Origin of the sequence: Wolbachia endosymbiont (group B) of Aricia artaxerxes (assembly GCF_964026975.1) — a bacterium.
Classification (GTDB): domain Bacteria; phylum Pseudomonadota; class Alphaproteobacteria; order Rickettsiales; family Anaplasmataceae; genus Wolbachia.
The window spans coordinates 1179144-1193802 of the sequence record NZ_OZ034718.1 but is presented as its reverse complement, the minus strand read 5'-3'; the positions used below and the strand labels follow the sequence as shown (position 1 = coordinate 1193802).

Sequence of the window (14659 nt, the reverse complement as noted above, 5' to 3'; positions counted from 1 at the left end):
CCAAAGAAAGTTATTTTAAGATCAATAGATCTCTTGCATAACTGGAATTCAAAAGTTCCAGCGCATGACCAGATATTTCTTATTGGATCCCAGTTGTATAGTGTTTAATACTAAATTAACTACTAAAAACGTACAATAGTAATATATTAATTAGCTAGGGGGTTAAAAATGGGTATAACCAAATTTGTATTCGGTTTTGATAAATCGGATGTAACAGCATTGCAGGAAAGTCAAAATATTGATGCTAAAAAGTTTCAAGAAGTATTTAGCGCATTAAAAGAATGGCAAGAAGCTCAAAAGATAGATGCTAAACAGTTTGAAGAGGTATTTAGTGCATTAAAAGAGTGGCAAGAAGCTCAAAAGATAGATGTTGAGCAGTTTGAAAAAGTTTTTGGTGCATTAGAAGACAAGATTGGTACTGAGCAGTTTCAAGCTATGCAAGAGCACTTAAGCGGCTTGCAAGAAAAATTTACAGGCTTAGAAGAAAAAGTAGAAACATTTGCAGACATGGTAGGGGGACAAGAACAAGCAATACTAACTTGTGCCATAGTCAGTGCTGTTGCTGCAATAGCTGTAACTAGTTTTGTTGCATTCTGTATCTATCAGGGAGTTAAGCTTGATAAAGAGAAGAAAAACGACTTGTCTCAAGATATGCCAAGCGGAAAGTTTAATAATGTGAATGATACCGAAAAACTGAAGAATAACTTACAGCAAGGAAGAGTGTAATGCTCTTCTTGAAAGGGTGTTACGTAAAATTTGTAACACCTTAAATTTCCTTTAGATTATGTAGGTTTTGGTAGTAAATTTTTTAGAAAGATGTTTGTATTATAAAGTTGGTAGAGATTCTGATTTACTTGAAGTTTGTTAATTGGTATCTTTTAAAGCACAATATTCACTATAGTATGCTTAAGATCTTTTCTAAAGTTTTATTTATATTAATACTTTTGGTTTCTAGTTTCTTTACTGTACATAATGTTGAAGCGAAGTCTAAGGTAAAGTTCAGTAAGAGGTACATACCTCCTGGTAACCCTGGTGGTGCAAACTTTCATGCAGACGAGGATTTTGCTGAGTCATATAAACTGTATGAGAAGCGTAGGGAGCTCCTCAAGAAAAAAAAGTTACAAGATCTAGCTATGAATAAAGAAGATCTAATCAAAAAATTAAAAGAAAAAAAAATTGCTAGCCTTGATAACGAGCCAAACAACGTGGGAGCTTGCATAGTTGAAGATGGGGAGGATGCTATGATCAATCAGCATGGTATTAATCTTGCACGTTTAAAGGGTGCTGTATTTATAGATCAAGAGCCAGTTTCTCAGTATGAAAGTAAGCAGCATAAAAAAAGTGAACAACAAAAAGGGAAAAAAGTTACTTCAACACGAGAAAAAAAAGTTTCCCCTATAAATGTTACTATAAAAGAAACTCCATCAAGAAGAACGTGCTCTCATGATTCTATTACTGATCTAAATAGAACACCACAGCATAGTTTAAATGGTTCAAGTTCATTTGGCAGTGTAGTTGACACAGTAAAATACTGTCACGATTAATAATATGCTAGATAGAGACCTGACATTGAGTGATGATGCATATGAGTCATCGCCGGTTTCCAGGCATAAAACTCATACTGTAAAAGTTGGACAAGTGAAGATAGGTGGAAATAATCCTATAGTTGTTCAATCCATGGCACTTGGTGCACATATAGATTCTGACAACATAAAAAGTAGTGCTCAGAAATATGCAAAAGAAGTAATAGAACTAGCGCATGCAGGTTCAGAATTGGTGCGAATTGCTTTGAACTCAGAGGAAGTAGCAAAAGCAATACCTTATATAGTAGAGGAAATAAATAAAGAAGGCTTTGATGGTAAGATATTAGTAGGCTGTGGACAATATGAGCTCTACAGGCTGATTCAGGATTATCCAGACAACATTAAAATTCTGGGTAAAATTAGGATAAATCCAGGTAATATAGGCTTTGGTGATAAACGTGATGAAAAATTCGAAAAAATTATAGAGTATGCAATAACGCATGATCTTCCTGTCAGAATTGGAGTAAATTGGGGTAGTCTTGATAAGTACCTTTCACAAAAATTAATGGATGAAAACTCCTTATCTAGTAATCCAAAAACTTCTGATGTTATATTACGTAAGACGCTTGTAATGTCTGCTCTTGGTAGTGCAAAAAAAGCTGAAAAGATTGGCCTTAATGCAGAGAAAATAATCATTTCATGTAAAGTCAGTAGAGTGCAGGATTTAATTTTAGTTTATACGGCACTTGCAAAATCTTCCAATTATGCGCTGCATTTGGGTTTAACCGAAGCTGGTATGGGTAACAAAGGCGTAGTAAATACCACAGCAGGGCTTACTTATTTATTGCAAAATGGTATTGGAGACACTATCCGGGCTTCTTTAACTCAGCGCCCTGGTGAATCACGCACTAATGAGGTGGTAGTATGTCAGGAAATACTGCAGTCTATAGGTTTGTGCTACTTTAACCCTCAGGTGAGTTCATGTCCTGGTTGTGGACGCACAAGTAGCGATCGTTTTCGTATATTAACCGAGGAAGTAAATGGCTACATAAAAACTCATATGCCGGTATGGAAGAAAAAGAATCCTGGTGTAGAGTATATGAAAGTTGCTGTTATGGGATGCATAGTAAATGGTCCTGGAGAGAGCAAACATGCAAATCTGGGGATCAGCCTGCCTGGGTATGGAGAAAAACCTGTTTCAGCAGTCTACAAAGACGGCAAATATTTCAAAACTTTACAAGGTGATAATATTTTTGAAGAATTTAAGGAAATTATTAGTGATTATGTGGAGAAGCATTACACATAAGCCTTTCACAAGTTTGTACTTAGACTACATTCTGTTTAGTGAACGTCAAATGAGACAATAAAGAACGTAAATTTAAAAAATAGATAATAGGGTTTCTTCTGCCTTTTTTTTATATGGTAAATTTCTTAATATTTAGATTGGCCCGGAGTAGTATAGAGATGTTATTCCAGTATCAAGGACTGAAGTTTCCTGATCTACAATATTTGTACAGTTATGAAATAGATGCAATTTGACATAAAAGCTTTACTTTTTGAAATTTTGGGTTACGTTTAATTTAACATATTTCAGTGGGGAATTTATTGTAAGTAGAAAGGAAGCTTTAAAAATATTAGGTTTTGAATCAAGCGATGTGCCCAGTGAACAAGAAATTAAATCAGCGTATAGAAAATTAGCCTTGAAATATCATCCTGATAAACATTCAGAAGCTGTAAAGAAACAAAATGAGGAGAAATTTAAAAAGCTAGGTTCTGCATATGAATTTCTTACTAAGGAAAGCATAGAAGAGGTTACAAATCTAACTGACGAAAATTTAAATGAAATTAATTCGCCTGGAGATTTGAGGTTTTACTTAAGTAGGGCTCTATATAATCAGGATATAAAGTTTCTTGAAAAGCTTTTTTCCAAATTCAAAAGCAGTAAAGATGGAAGATTTGGTGATTACATCAATGAAAAACTTATTTATATTTACTTTCCATTATCTATTGCTTTAATGCAAGCTAAAGATTCAAGAAATTATAGTATTTTGAAACTTCTTTTAGAAAATGGTGCTGATCCTAATATAAAGCTATTACATAATGAAGCTTCGTTATACTATTATATGGTTCTCGACGACAGCATAATTGTAGAGTTATTGTTACAATGTGGTGCTAATCCTAATATGTTAGATAAAAATGGTCGAGTTCCATTATATCAAGCAATCAATTGTGACAACGATAAACGCGAAAAATATGTAGAGTTGCTTCTAAAGTATGGTGCAGATCCTAATCAGAAGGTTAATGGCTCCAGAGTTATAGAGTGTGCTCCATATTTCACTAATAATTGTGTAATGAATTTGATTAAAACGCTTACTCTGCCATACGGCAGCAATAACAAAGTTAGAAAATTAATGGCCGAGTATGGTGGTGTTGATAGACAGTATATTATGCTTCAAGCAATATTTACTTGTTGTTGCTTAACAGTAGCTTCTGCTACTTTTTTTAGTATAGCTTCTCCTTGGTGTTATATACCAACAGCAATATTTGCACTTGCCGCGTGTTTTTTCATTAAAAATGCTGTACATGCTGCATTTTTTGCAAAAGAACCTTCTACTGAGTTTACCGAAGCTAGAGCTTGTCCAGAGATTAGTAAAAGGCTATAATATCTAAAGTTTTAGTGCTGGGTAAAGATGAGAAAAAAGCATCCAGCAGACCTAAGTCAAAGGGAATGGACAAGAATAGAAAGCTATTCCAGAGTATCATACAGGAAAGTAAGAAAAAAATATACTATAGTTAAAAAAATGTGATGGGATACCAAGGAGAAAATTTAAAAATCATATAAAGGAAGAATATGGTATGGATATTGAGATTGTCAAAAGGCCTTCATGTAGGTTCTAAGTCAACAAAGACACACCGCCTTAGCTACTACCAATGAGGGGTTTAAAGTACAGCCAAGAAGGTGGGTTGTAGAAAGGACTTTTGCTTTAGGAATAGAAGACTATCGAAAGAATAAGATTTACTCACTGAAAATTTCATATATCTGGCTATGAGTAGAGTTATGTTAAGGAGAGAAATATGCTTGAATTCGCGAACAAGTTCTAATCATTAATGTTATACACGTTCTTTTCTTTTTCTATTCTCTCTTGTTCTTCAATACAATACATAGCAAGCGGATTAGCTTTAAGTCTTTCGACTCCTATTTCTTCTCCCGTTCCATCGCAGTAACCATAAATGCCTAATTTTATTTTTTCCAACGCCTCCTTAATTTTTTCTTTTCTATCTTTTCGGCGCTTAATTAATTCTCCATTTTCACTATCAGAATAAATACTACTATCTTCTAGATCTTGTTTCTCCAGTTCAGAGAGTATTGATTGTAACTTTAAGCTAAAGTATTCCAGTTGTTTTACGTTCATATATTCTTCATTTTCTGAAGGAACGTAATCTTCCGGTAACTTTATTTTTATTAATTTTTCCATAGCATTATCAATAAAATATATTAAAACTTATATAACTTGTAAACACAAAAAATTATACTACCCTCAAAGTAAACACTATAATTTATAATAAACATTTAAAATCCTGGTATGATTAGTTTGGTAAAAAAATTAGTAATAAATGATAATAATCTTACTTATATAGTATGTATTTTTATTATAATGTTAAGTTTATCTTCATATACACTTGAAAACAACAGTAAACAAGAAGTCATATTAACATTAACATGGATATGTGCTGCATTTGTTTTGCAGATCTCTACAAATAATTTATTTACATCTGATTATCATGATGGAATATTAGAGCAAATCTTTTTACAGCCACTCTCTTCTAGGCTGATAGTTGCTTATAAAATCTTCGCTCACTGGTTGTTATTTGGGTTACCGATTTCAGTGATTTCTTTCATGTTCAGCTTTGCAATTCTAGGCAATAATATTGAACATTCAATAGCAGTTGGAGTGTCTTTATTATTTAATACGCTGATAATCATTAATATTTCAGCTACTGGAAATGCATTGATGATTGGTCGAAATAACTTAGCATCAGGAGTGTCGCAAATTCTTGTTTTGCCAATGATAATGCCAACTTTTGTATATTTCAAATTGCTAACTCAATTTGAAAATTTATCCTTGAATATTTATACACTACTAATCACCATCTTAGTTTTTGTCATTTTAATTGTTAACAGCACTATAACTACTCACATAGCATTAAAATTTGCTGTGGAGCAGGATTGAAAAAACTTACTAGTTATAGCCCTTCTCATAATAGTCCAAAAAGAGTAAGATATGGATTGATAGTAGTGGAAGGTAAGGATGCCAGTAGCAAATAGTTATGACTTAAGAAAAAAGGTAATGGAAGCATTGGATGAAGGAGAGAGTGGAGAAACTGTTGCCAAGAGATTTAAGATCGGAAAAACAACTTTATATGAGTGGAAGAAAAGACGTGAGAAAACGGGAGATTTTCAATCAAAAAAGCTTGGAAGCGTGGCATAAAATTACCGACTGGAATGCATTTGCCGAATTTGCAAATGAGCAAGGTGGCAAAACTCAGTCAGAGATGCTGGGGCAATATTAGTAGACAAACAATTCATCGAGCACTTAAAAATATAGGATTCACAAGAAAAAAAAGACCTACGGATATAAAGAAAGAAATGAAGAAAAGCGAGCTCAATTTTCAAAGGTTATAGCAACAAAAGAACCTAAAGAATTAGTGTATATAGATGAGTCTGGCATTGATAACACTGAACCTATGGGTATTGCCAGAAAGGACAGCGGTTTTATGCCCTAAAATCTGGAAAGAAAACTCAACGAATTAGCATGGTTGCAGCCTTAAGTGGAAGAAAAATAATTGCTCCGTTAACCTTTAAAGGCCACTGCAATATGGATATCTTTAATAAATGGTTTGAGCAGTTTCTGACACCGATTTTGGAACCTGGACAAACTGTTATCCTTGATAATGCTACTTTTCATAAGTCTAATAAGATTTGCTAAAGGAGTTGGTGCAGAAATTTTATATCTTCCTCCATATTCTCCAGATTTCAACAAAATTGAGCATTATTGGTTTGCTATAAAAAACAGAACCAGAAAAAACATTCCTTTATTCAAATCTTTTCGTCATGCTGTCGATTCTTCTTTCTTATGACCTTTTTGGACTATTATGGGAAGGGCTATATTTACTTGTATCTGCTTAGTTAAGGGTGTTAACTTAAGTAGAGATGGAGACATTAGACTTCTTGCATGAATTACAGCGTGTGAAACCATTATTGGATTTCAGACTGGCTGGTTATGCAAGAAATCTAATATCTATCGAAGAGTCAGAAACTTTTATAACTTACCTTTAATCAACCTAACCCATGCGTGCCAATCTCTCTCACCAAGATTGCTTTCGAAAGACAGAAGATCCTTTACGGCTTTTGAGCAAATTTCTTCACTTGGAATTGACAACTCCCTATTCATTGCTAGCATCAGGCATTGAGTTTTACAAGCTTGTTCTAAGTGATACGTATAAAACATTGCTTCTTGTATAGTCTGACCACATGTTATAGATCCATGATTGCGCATTAACATCACAAAATTTTCTTTCAAATCAGCTATTAATCTTTTTCCTTCTGTATCATCAAGTGCCAGGGAATTATAATCATGGTAAGATACCTTATTATAAAAGTGCAGCGCCCACTGACTTATTGGGAGTAATCCATCCTTGAGAGAAGAAACTGCTACAATAGAAGGTGTATGTAGATGAAAAATTGCTTGAATATCTTTCCTTGCTTGATAAATGAAGCCATGGATTACATAGCCAGTTTTATTATATTGATATTCTTTGCCTTCAATTATATTCCCATCAAACGATACTTTCATCAATGAACTTTCATCTACTTCATAAAAACGTATACCAAACGGATAAACATAAAATGACTTTTTATCTTCAGAACGTACAGAGAGATGAGTATACGTATGATCATCTAATTTAAGATAAGATAAAATTTGATAGGCGTTAACTAGGTCTCTTTTCAACTCACTATTTGTTAATAACATAGCTCTTGACTAAAATTTTCTAAAGATTTATACGTAAAAAAAAGTTTATTACAAACTAAAAGGTGAACCTACGTTAAAATACTAAGCACTTTTACTTGCCTTAGGTGATTAGAGTTTACATTTCTAGATTACATAGTATTTTAACTATAAAAGCGACTTTTTATGTAATGTTTCATATGTTTTAAAGCCTTGTTTTTATGTTATTATAATTGTAGGTTTTAATATTAAAAATAATATGATAAACGTTGAGATAAAAAAACAGCTAACAAAATTTTTCATATATATCACTGGTCTTCCAGGAAGTGGTAAACTTTCTACAGCAATAGTATTATCTAGTATGATAAATGCAGTAATTGTAAGTGGACTTGAATATAATCAAACTTCCAAAGAAGCTCGAGATAGAATATATAACACTACACATGTTATGTTTCAGGCAATAGAAGCCTATCCTATTGACTCAAAAAATTATATATTTGTTGATGAATTAATTAAAAATAATGATTACAACATAAGAATATATAACTCAGTAGTAGAACTTAGTAAAAAAATGAGCACAAAAATCCTCCCTATAGTACTTAGGTGCAATCCATTGATATTACAAGAGCGTACTATATCAAAAAAGCAAAGAAAAAATAGGAAGGTTACTAATATAAATAGTATTAAATTTAGGGAGGAAGATTTATTTGTACCACAAAATGCTATAGAGGTAGAAAATTCAAATATGAGTATAAAAGAAGTAGCAGAAGAAATAGTAAGTCAGATGTACAAACTTGGCCAAATTAATAGTGTTTACGCAATAGGCAACGATTTCATATACTGAGGCTCATTTAAATATAGAGCCTCAACTCCATTTAATTTTTGTTTATTTTTTAGTCTATAACGGACTAATAGCCCTGCATGGCTAGCATCCAACTTTGGTAAACTGCAATCCATATATGTAATGCAGTGCGTTTCAGGCTGGAGTTCACTTACTACAGCAGGATTTGATAGCGGTAACAAATTGAAATCAAATAACTGCGTATAAAACTTTTGATCATCTTCGATTATAGCTTTAATATTTTTTTTGCTATTTGTACAAAGTAGCGATATTGCATATGCTTGAGCTTCCAGGGCACTAACCCCATATAACGGCTTATTTGTAGCAAGATTTATACCTTGTGCAGTTGATATACCAACTCTGATTCCAGTAAAACTTCCTGGTCCAACTATCACTGCTAAATGGTCTATTTTATCGTAGCTGTAATTATGCTTATCAAACAAAGTATTCAGTATTTGAAAAAATGATTCTGCATGACTATTGTTTGCAGAATTGCGTTCTACAAAACAATTACCATCGTAATCAATTACTGCTATTGAACTACCAGCACCTACAGTATTAATTGCTAGAATGGACATCACTTAAGCTTATCATAGAGCTTTGTAAACATCATAGTGAACGCACCGTTACCCATAACATTTGCTGAAGTTATTATTGGGTCAAACACTATATACAATGCTGTAATTAATGAAAGCATCTCTGGGGAGAATTTAAGATACTTCTCAAGAACGGGCAACATTACCATAATCCCTCCCGCTGGAACTGCAACAATAGCAAATTTAAATAACAGAAAGTAGAGAAGGAAAGTCACATAGTCTGTTGCAGACAATGCACCACCAAAAGTCATTATCATTGATAGTATTATAATAAAAAAGCAATCACCTACTAAATGAAAGCTAGCGGTTATTGGCACAACAGACGATGCTATATCATGCTGCTTTACATTTTTTTTGCTTCCTTCAAGAGTAAGCGGCATAGCTGCATTACTAGACATTGTGCTCATTGCAGTAATAAATGCTGGTATCATATTACCTATACTAGCTATCCAGCTTGTGATCTTGAACGAATTTGCTGCTCCATATAAGAGAAAAACATAAAGGTAGGTTGCAGATGATATAATAATAAAAATTATTGAGTAATCCTTAAATATTATGGGTAAAACCTGATCATGTTCCATTTTTAAAGCAAGACCAAGTACAAACATTGGAATAATTGGCGTCAAAAATGTCTTCAAAATAAAGAGAGTTAAATCTAACATTTTGTTCGAGAGCTCTTTGCTTTTTTTTGGTAATATTGTGGACACTAATATGCTTAACACAAATCCACAAGCAAGGGCATAAAAATTAGAAAGCAATGCAGGTATCCTAAATGACCATAAAGGAACAATTGTTTCTTCATATGTTATATCTTGTATTGAATAAGTGTTTTGTGTGATGAAATGCCCAACAGAATAAGCTATTAAACTTGAAGCTAGATTCGACAAGAAAATCGTTATAATAAGTAACAATATAAACTTTATAGCCGACTGCTTAAGATTGTTAACACTACTAAAGATTAATGCAAAAACAATAAAAGGCATTATAAATAGTAAGATCTCTTTTATACTAAGGCTTATTGAATACAAGAAGGTTTTCACTTCCATTGGAACTAGATGACCAAAGAATACAACCGAAGTGATAACAGCAAGTAAGGTTAGTAATTGTAACATATTCTAATATAGCGATACCCTATGGAAATACATATGATAAATTAGCTGCTAAGTAAAGTAAAACTGCCTAGAATATTTGCATTACCTTCTAGTACTTGAATGAGATTTCAAATTACAACGTTTCCACAAAGTATATAATTAACATCCACACCTTTGGTCAAGTTCCATTCACGCTTTATTACATTATATTCCATACCAGTCATATCTTGTAGTGTTACATTGTTCTCTCTTAGATGATTTGCAATTTCTGATGGCTTGAGAAATTTATTCCAATTATGTGTGCCTTTTGGCAGCCAGTTTAATATGTACTCTGCGCCGACTATTGCAAGACAGAAGGATTTAATAGTTCTATTTATCGTCGATATAAAAATTAGCCCTTCTGGCTTCAACAGCTCTATTGCTTTTTTCATGAAAAACTCTAAATTATCGACATGTTCAACCACTTCCATCAACAAAACCACGTCATACTTCTTGTCATTGCTTAGCTCTTCAATGCTAGTGTGTGTGTATTCTATATTTAACCCTACTTTCTTCGCATGCAACTGTGCCACTTTTATGTTTTCCTCACATACATCTATTCCTGCAACGCTAATACCAATACGCGCCATTGACTCTGACAAAATGCCACCACCACAACCAACATCGAGCAATGATAGTTCTTTTAAATCGCATTTTTTTAATTCTTTTATTTTCTCAACGATGTATGATACTCTCACAGGATTCATCATGTGCAATGGCTTGAATTTGCCATTCTCATTCCACCATTCACCTGCTATTTTAGCGAATTTTGATATTTCATCTTCGTTATAAGTTTTTGTGGTTTTTTTCTTGCTAATATTGCTAAGTTTATCAAGGCGTTCTTTATGTCTACTTTCTTTTGAAAATTCTGTTTCGAGGAATTGTTTGACTATGTCTTTTGCTAATCCACTCGCAGTAAACCCTGCACCAAGACAAAGTATATTCGCGTTGCCATGCTCGCGAGCTAATTTTGCGATCTCAACACTATTACATAAAGCAGCGTAGATTCCTTCAAAACGATTTGCCACAGTACTCATGCCCAAACCTGTACCGCAAATTAATATTCCATAATTTGCTTTTTTGTTTGTTATATCTTCTACAACTTCAGCAGCATAGTCAGGGTAGTCTACACTCTTTTGTTCAGCAGTGCAGCCACGGTCTATCACTGTATAATCTAAAGTTTCCAAGTAAGCCTTTATTTCTGATTTTAGTTCATAACCTGCGTGGTCTGAAGCAACTGATATCACATCTGACATATAAGAAATTGCAACTTAAGGGTATTTATATGGGTAATTTATTTTGAGCTTTTTGTCAAGCTCTCCTGATCTTTCTGAATAAATTTCGAGTCAGATATGCATAAATTCTATATAATTTTTATCCTACCACTACTCATTCGGTAAAATGGATCATATAGATATTATAAAGTCAAAATTATTGTTGTCCGACATAGTAGGAAAAAAAGTTAGGTTAATAAAAAGAGGAGATAGTTTTGTTGGACTCTGCCCATTTCATAACGAAAAAACTCCATCTTTTTCGGTCAGCAATGTTAAGGGCTTATATTACTGTTTCGGTTGCTCAGCTCATGGTGATGCGTTTGAATTTATTTCACAAACTGAGGGCTTAAGTTTTAAGGAAGCGTTGGAAAATTTGGCATCTGTTGCAGGTGTTGAGTTACCCAAAAACCTCAGCTTTGCTAAAGAAAATGACAAACTGTTTTCAGCACTGAATTTAGCTGCAAGTTGGTTCGCGCAGAAAAATCGAGGTGTTATGGCTTATTTAAGGCAGCGCAAGATCTCACTCAAAATCATAGATAAATTTAGAATAGGTTATGCACCAAGTTCTGGCTTGAAGGAATATTTGAACTCCTCTGGTATTAAAGACGAGATTTTGATCGATGTTGGGTTAATAAATAAGAATTCTCGTGATTATTTCTATGATCGGCTGATATTTCCTATACACAACATCACGGGCAAAGTTATTGGTTTTGGCGGACGTGCGCTGAACTCTGAGCAACAGCCGAAGTATCTAAACAGCCCAGAGAGTCAGCTCTTTAAGAAAAGAGAAAATTTATATGGATTAAACTTTGCTTTGAGTGAAATACGCAAAAAACAGCATCTATTTGTTGTTGAAGGATATATGGATGTAATAGCACTACATCAAGCGGGAATTAGCAATACAGTTGCTCCGCTTGGTACCGCAATTTCTGCAGAGCAGATAAAAAATCTATGGAAATTTGCTAAAGAAATTTCCATCTGTATGGATGGCGATAGTGCCGGACGTCATGCTGCTATTCGAATTGCAGAACTTGTTCTACCGATACTGGAGCCTGGATACACATTGAAGTTCGTAACTTTGCCAAACAATAAGGACCCATACGATATATGCAATGAGCTAGAATATAAGACAGAAGACGTACTCTCTGCTTTTAACCACTCAACAGAACTGCACTCTGAATATTTATGGCATCACATAATTGGTAGCAATTTGCAAAATTATGAAAAATTTGCTCCGGAAAAATATTCAATTCTTGAGCACAAGTTCATGAAATATGTCAATGCTATCGGTAACAGCAGTATTAGAAGGTATTATAGAGATTATTTTTACAATAAGGTCAGTGAATTAAGAAGAAACTTTAAAAAGCTGATTTTTAATAGCAAAGCAACAAAAGGTGAGTATCTTTACAATAAATCTCCAGAGCTAATTGAAGCAGAGCAAAATCAGGCCATAATTTTGCGTATAGCCGTAGAATTTCCTGAAATCTTGAACCGTCCTATATTTTTTGAGCAATTTTCTCATTTCGAATTTACTAATGAGATGAAAAAATTACAACAGTGCGTAATTAATATGGTAACTAATGAGAGCAACTTTAATAAAGAAATTCTGCTACAGGAGTCTAGTGTTATAAAGTTTATATTTGAAAAAACTAGCGTATTAAATAGTCAATTAAGTGAGAAGAGATCGGCAGAAACTGTCTGGAATAACATAGTATTACGGAAAGAATTAAATGTATTACAAGAAGAAAAAATTAAAGCAAGGCTGGGCGGTAATTTTGACTTAGAGGAAAGGCTAATAGAACAAATAAAGCAAATAGAGGATAGTATACAAGAAATGCAAATGGAATTTATTCAAAAGTAGATGGCTTAAGATGTTCAAAATTATTAGAAAAACACTGTATTAGTATTTGCTTAAAATAGCTTATTCTAGTATATTTCTGGTTTGTTCAACTACGATAAGTGTTTTCATTTCTTCCTCTTATTATCTTTCTAGCCTTATACCTTGGAAGTGGTATTTATTTTTCTTTTATCGGACTTGGTAATCCTCTTCATCAAATTTCACCGTTAGTTTGCTTATTACCAGCATTATTTTTTGCTGTTCTATTCAATAAAAACAAAATTCAACATAGTATTGATACTCTTATAAAAGGTATGGGTAATAAAACTACTCTTACCGTATGTTTGATTTTTCTATTTGCTGGAGCATTTTCTACTGTTACTGAATCGCTTGGTAGTATAAATGTTATTACTAACTTAACTATTCGATTTCTTCCAGCAAGATTATTACTTCCTGGAATGTTTTTACTTTCTACTTTTATTTCAAGTGCAATCGGCACATCAATCGGAGTTATTGCACTTATAACACCAATAGCTGTTAATTTAGCACAAAATGGAGCTTTTGATTGTGCAGTGGGTGTTGGAGCTGTGATAGGTGGGTCTATGTTTGGCAGCAACCTTTCAATGATATCTGACACTACTATTGCTGCTACTTCTTCACAAGGAGCTTCAGTAAAGGATAAAATAAAACTCACTTTCAAGACAGGATCTGTTACAGGTCTTATAATACTTATTTATCTAGTAATAATTTCAAATAGTACAGAAGTTGTTTCTATCTCAAGTCTGAATTATTTATCCATAGTCAAAATTATCCCTTATATATCTTTAATAATTATGGGTTTATTTGAAATAAACACTCTAGTAACATTAGCTATTAATATGGTTATTGCTGGGATATTAGGAATAGCTTTTTTTGATTATTCTCTTATTGAATATTCTCGTGACATATATAGGGGTTTTTATAAGATGAATGAAGTAATGATATTTATTCTCTTCAGTAGTGGATTAAGCCACTTAATGTACGAATACAGTCAGAAAAAGATAGATATATTCACCGATAAGGTGAATATGACAAAAACTCAAGCTGAATTTATGATTGCGGGAATATCATCTCTGTTTACTATTTTAGTTTCCAGCAATGTTGTTGCTATTTTATTAACTAGTAATATTGCGAAAAGACTTGCACAAAGATATAACATTGCACCACACCGTAGTGCGTATTTATTAGAAATATTTACTTCTATCACAAAAAGTATCTTACCTTATGGTTCTCACGTATTACTAGCAAGCAGCATTGCCTCTCTGTCACCTATCATCGTACTAACAAAAGTATATTATTGTTTTGTTTTTGCAGCAGTTGCAATAAGTGAAATAGTGATTAATGGCAGACGTCATGCGGTTGTAGCTCCTCAATTACCATAAACAACTCTTTAAATTTTCACTCAATTTGT

The 14659-nt window shown here is 33.2% G+C and carries 13 protein-coding genes and 2 pseudogenes; 10 read left to right on the top strand and 5 right to left on the bottom strand.

What is annotated here, in order from left to right; genetic code table 11:
* Positions 1-168: 168 nt before the first annotated feature.
* From AAGE00_RS05390 to AAGE00_RS05370, 5 genes and pseudogenes are all read left to right on the top strand, one after another.
* The gene (locus AAGE00_RS05390) at positions 169-726 is read left to right on the top strand and encodes a hypothetical protein (protein WP_007302667.1); all 558 of its coding nucleotides are present in this window, start codon (positions 169-171) and stop codon (positions 724-726) included.
* Positions 727-902: 176 nt separating this feature from the next.
* Positions 903-1544, top strand: a complete 642-nt coding sequence (locus AAGE00_RS05385) for a TRP75-related protein (protein WP_341815188.1) — start codon at positions 903-905, stop codon at positions 1542-1544.
* A gap of 4 nt (positions 1545-1548) precedes the next feature.
* A complete protein-coding gene (gene ispG, locus AAGE00_RS05380) occupies positions 1549-2829 on the top strand; it encodes a flavodoxin-dependent (E)-4-hydroxy-3-methylbut-2-enyl-diphosphate synthase (RefSeq protein ID WP_007302669.1) in 1281 nt (426 codons plus the stop codon).
* A 250-nt stretch (positions 2830-3079) separates the two neighbouring features.
* Complete coding sequence (locus AAGE00_RS05375) at positions 3080-4186, top strand: DnaJ domain-containing protein (RefSeq protein ID WP_410542146.1); 1107 nt, start codon at positions 3080-3082, stop codon at positions 4184-4186.
* Between the two features lie 111 nt (positions 4187-4297).
* Positions 4298-4632, top strand: a pseudogene (locus AAGE00_RS05370) (IS5 family transposase); the annotation flags it as partial.
* Here the strand turns inward: AAGE00_RS05370 and AAGE00_RS05365 are convergent.
* Positions 4622-4999, bottom strand: coding sequence for a TraR/DksA family transcriptional regulator (locus tag AAGE00_RS05365; RefSeq protein ID WP_007302671.1), 378 nt, complete (start codon positions 4997-4999; stop codon positions 4622-4624). The pseudogene AAGE00_RS05370 and the gene AAGE00_RS05365 overlap by 11 nt on opposite strands.
* Before the next feature lie 108 nt (positions 5000-5107).
* Here AAGE00_RS05365 and AAGE00_RS05360 point away from each other — a divergent pair, with 108 nt between their 5' ends.
* Complete coding sequence (locus AAGE00_RS05360; RefSeq protein WP_341815187.1) at positions 5108-5755, top strand: heme exporter protein CcmB; 648 nt, start codon at positions 5108-5110, stop codon at positions 5753-5755.
* A 78-nt stretch (positions 5756-5833) separates the two neighbouring features.
* Positions 5834-6662: pseudogene (locus tag AAGE00_RS05355) on the top strand (IS630 family transposase).
* 182 nt (positions 6663-6844) lie between these two features.
* Here AAGE00_RS05355 and AAGE00_RS05350 read toward each other — a convergent pair.
* Positions 6845-7555 carry a class II aldolase/adducin family protein gene (locus AAGE00_RS05350; protein ID WP_007302673.1) on the bottom strand — a complete coding sequence of 237 codons (711 nt, stop codon included), beginning with the start codon at positions 7553-7555 and terminating at the stop codon, positions 6845-6847.
* Between the two features lie 235 nt (positions 7556-7790).
* On the opposite strand from AAGE00_RS05350, the gene AAGE00_RS05345 reads away from it, so the two are divergent.
* On the top strand, positions 7791-8375 hold the full coding sequence (locus AAGE00_RS05345) for an AAA family ATPase (RefSeq protein ID WP_019236376.1): 585 nt from the start codon (positions 7791-7793) through the stop codon (positions 8373-8375).
* On the opposite strand, the gene tsaB is transcribed toward AAGE00_RS05345, so the two are convergent.
* The 3 genes from tsaB to ubiG form a co-directional block, all read right to left on the bottom strand.
* On the bottom strand, positions 8345-8950 hold the full coding sequence (tsaB, locus tag AAGE00_RS05340; RefSeq protein ID WP_007302675.1) for a tRNA (adenosine(37)-N6)-threonylcarbamoyltransferase complex dimerization subunit type 1 TsaB: 606 nt from the start codon (positions 8948-8950) through the stop codon (positions 8345-8347). The genes AAGE00_RS05345 and tsaB overlap by 31 nt on opposite strands.
* Positions 8950-10080, bottom strand: coding sequence for a cation:dicarboxylate symporter family transporter (locus AAGE00_RS05335; RefSeq protein WP_007302676.1), 1131 nt, complete (start codon positions 10078-10080; stop codon positions 8950-8952). The genes tsaB and AAGE00_RS05335 overlap by 1 nt, the downstream gene beginning before the upstream one ends.
* A 107-nt stretch (positions 10081-10187) precedes the next feature.
* Positions 10188-11354: a bifunctional 2-polyprenyl-6-hydroxyphenol methylase/3-demethylubiquinol 3-O-methyltransferase UbiG gene (gene ubiG / locus AAGE00_RS05330; protein WP_052264730.1), complete on the bottom strand. Its 1167-nt coding sequence runs from the start codon at positions 11352-11354 to the stop codon at positions 10188-10190.
* A gap of 145 nt (positions 11355-11499) precedes the next feature.
* Here ubiG and dnaG point away from each other — a divergent pair, with 145 nt between their 5' ends.
* Together dnaG and AAGE00_RS05320 are read left to right on the top strand one after the other, a co-directional pair.
* Positions 11500-13233: a DNA primase gene (gene dnaG, locus AAGE00_RS05325; RefSeq protein WP_019236374.1), complete on the top strand. Its 1734-nt coding sequence runs from the start codon at positions 11500-11502 to the stop codon at positions 13231-13233.
* A 98-nt stretch (positions 13234-13331) separates the two neighbouring features.
* The gene (locus AAGE00_RS05320; protein WP_007302679.1) at positions 13332-14630 is read left to right on the top strand and encodes a Na+/H+ antiporter NhaC family protein; all 1299 of its coding nucleotides are present in this window, start codon (positions 13332-13334) and stop codon (positions 14628-14630) included.
* Positions 14631-14659 lie beyond the last annotated feature (29 nt).

Excerpts from the sequence above, each read along its gene's own strand:
- AAGE00_RS05345 (WP_019236376.1), top strand. The coding sequence starts at position 7,791 with ATGATAAACGTTGAGATAAAAAAACAGCTAACAAAATTTTTCATATAT.
- AAGE00_RS05360 (WP_341815187.1), top strand. The coding sequence starts at position 5,108 with ATGATTAGTTTGGTAAAAAAATTAGTAATAAATGATAATAATCTTACT.
- AAGE00_RS05350 (WP_007302673.1), bottom strand. The coding sequence starts at position 7,555 with ATGTTATTAACAAATAGTGAGTTGAAAAGAGACCTAGTTAACGCCTAT.
- AAGE00_RS05365 (WP_007302671.1), bottom strand. The coding sequence starts at position 4,999 with ATGGAAAAATTAATAAAAATAAAGTTACCGGAAGATTACGTTCCTTCA.
- tsaB (WP_007302675.1), bottom strand. The coding sequence starts at position 8,950 with ATGTCCATTCTAGCAATTAATACTGTAGGTGCTGGTAGTTCAATAGCA.
- AAGE00_RS05390 (WP_007302667.1), top strand. The coding sequence starts at position 169 with ATGGGTATAACCAAATTTGTATTCGGTTTTGATAAATCGGATGTAACA.
- ispG (WP_007302669.1), top strand. The coding sequence starts at position 1,549 with ATGCTAGATAGAGACCTGACATTGAGTGATGATGCATATGAGTCATCG.
- AAGE00_RS05385 (WP_341815188.1), top strand. The coding sequence starts at position 903 with ATGCTTAAGATCTTTTCTAAAGTTTTATTTATATTAATACTTTTGGTT.
- dnaG (WP_019236374.1), top strand. The coding sequence starts at position 11,500 with ATGGATCATATAGATATTATAAAGTCAAAATTATTGTTGTCCGACATA.
- ubiG (WP_052264730.1), bottom strand. The coding sequence starts at position 11,354 with ATGTCAGATGTGATATCAGTTGCTTCAGACCACGCAGGTTATGAACTA.
- AAGE00_RS05335 (WP_007302676.1), bottom strand. The coding sequence starts at position 10,080 with ATGTTACAATTACTAACCTTACTTGCTGTTATCACTTCGGTTGTATTC.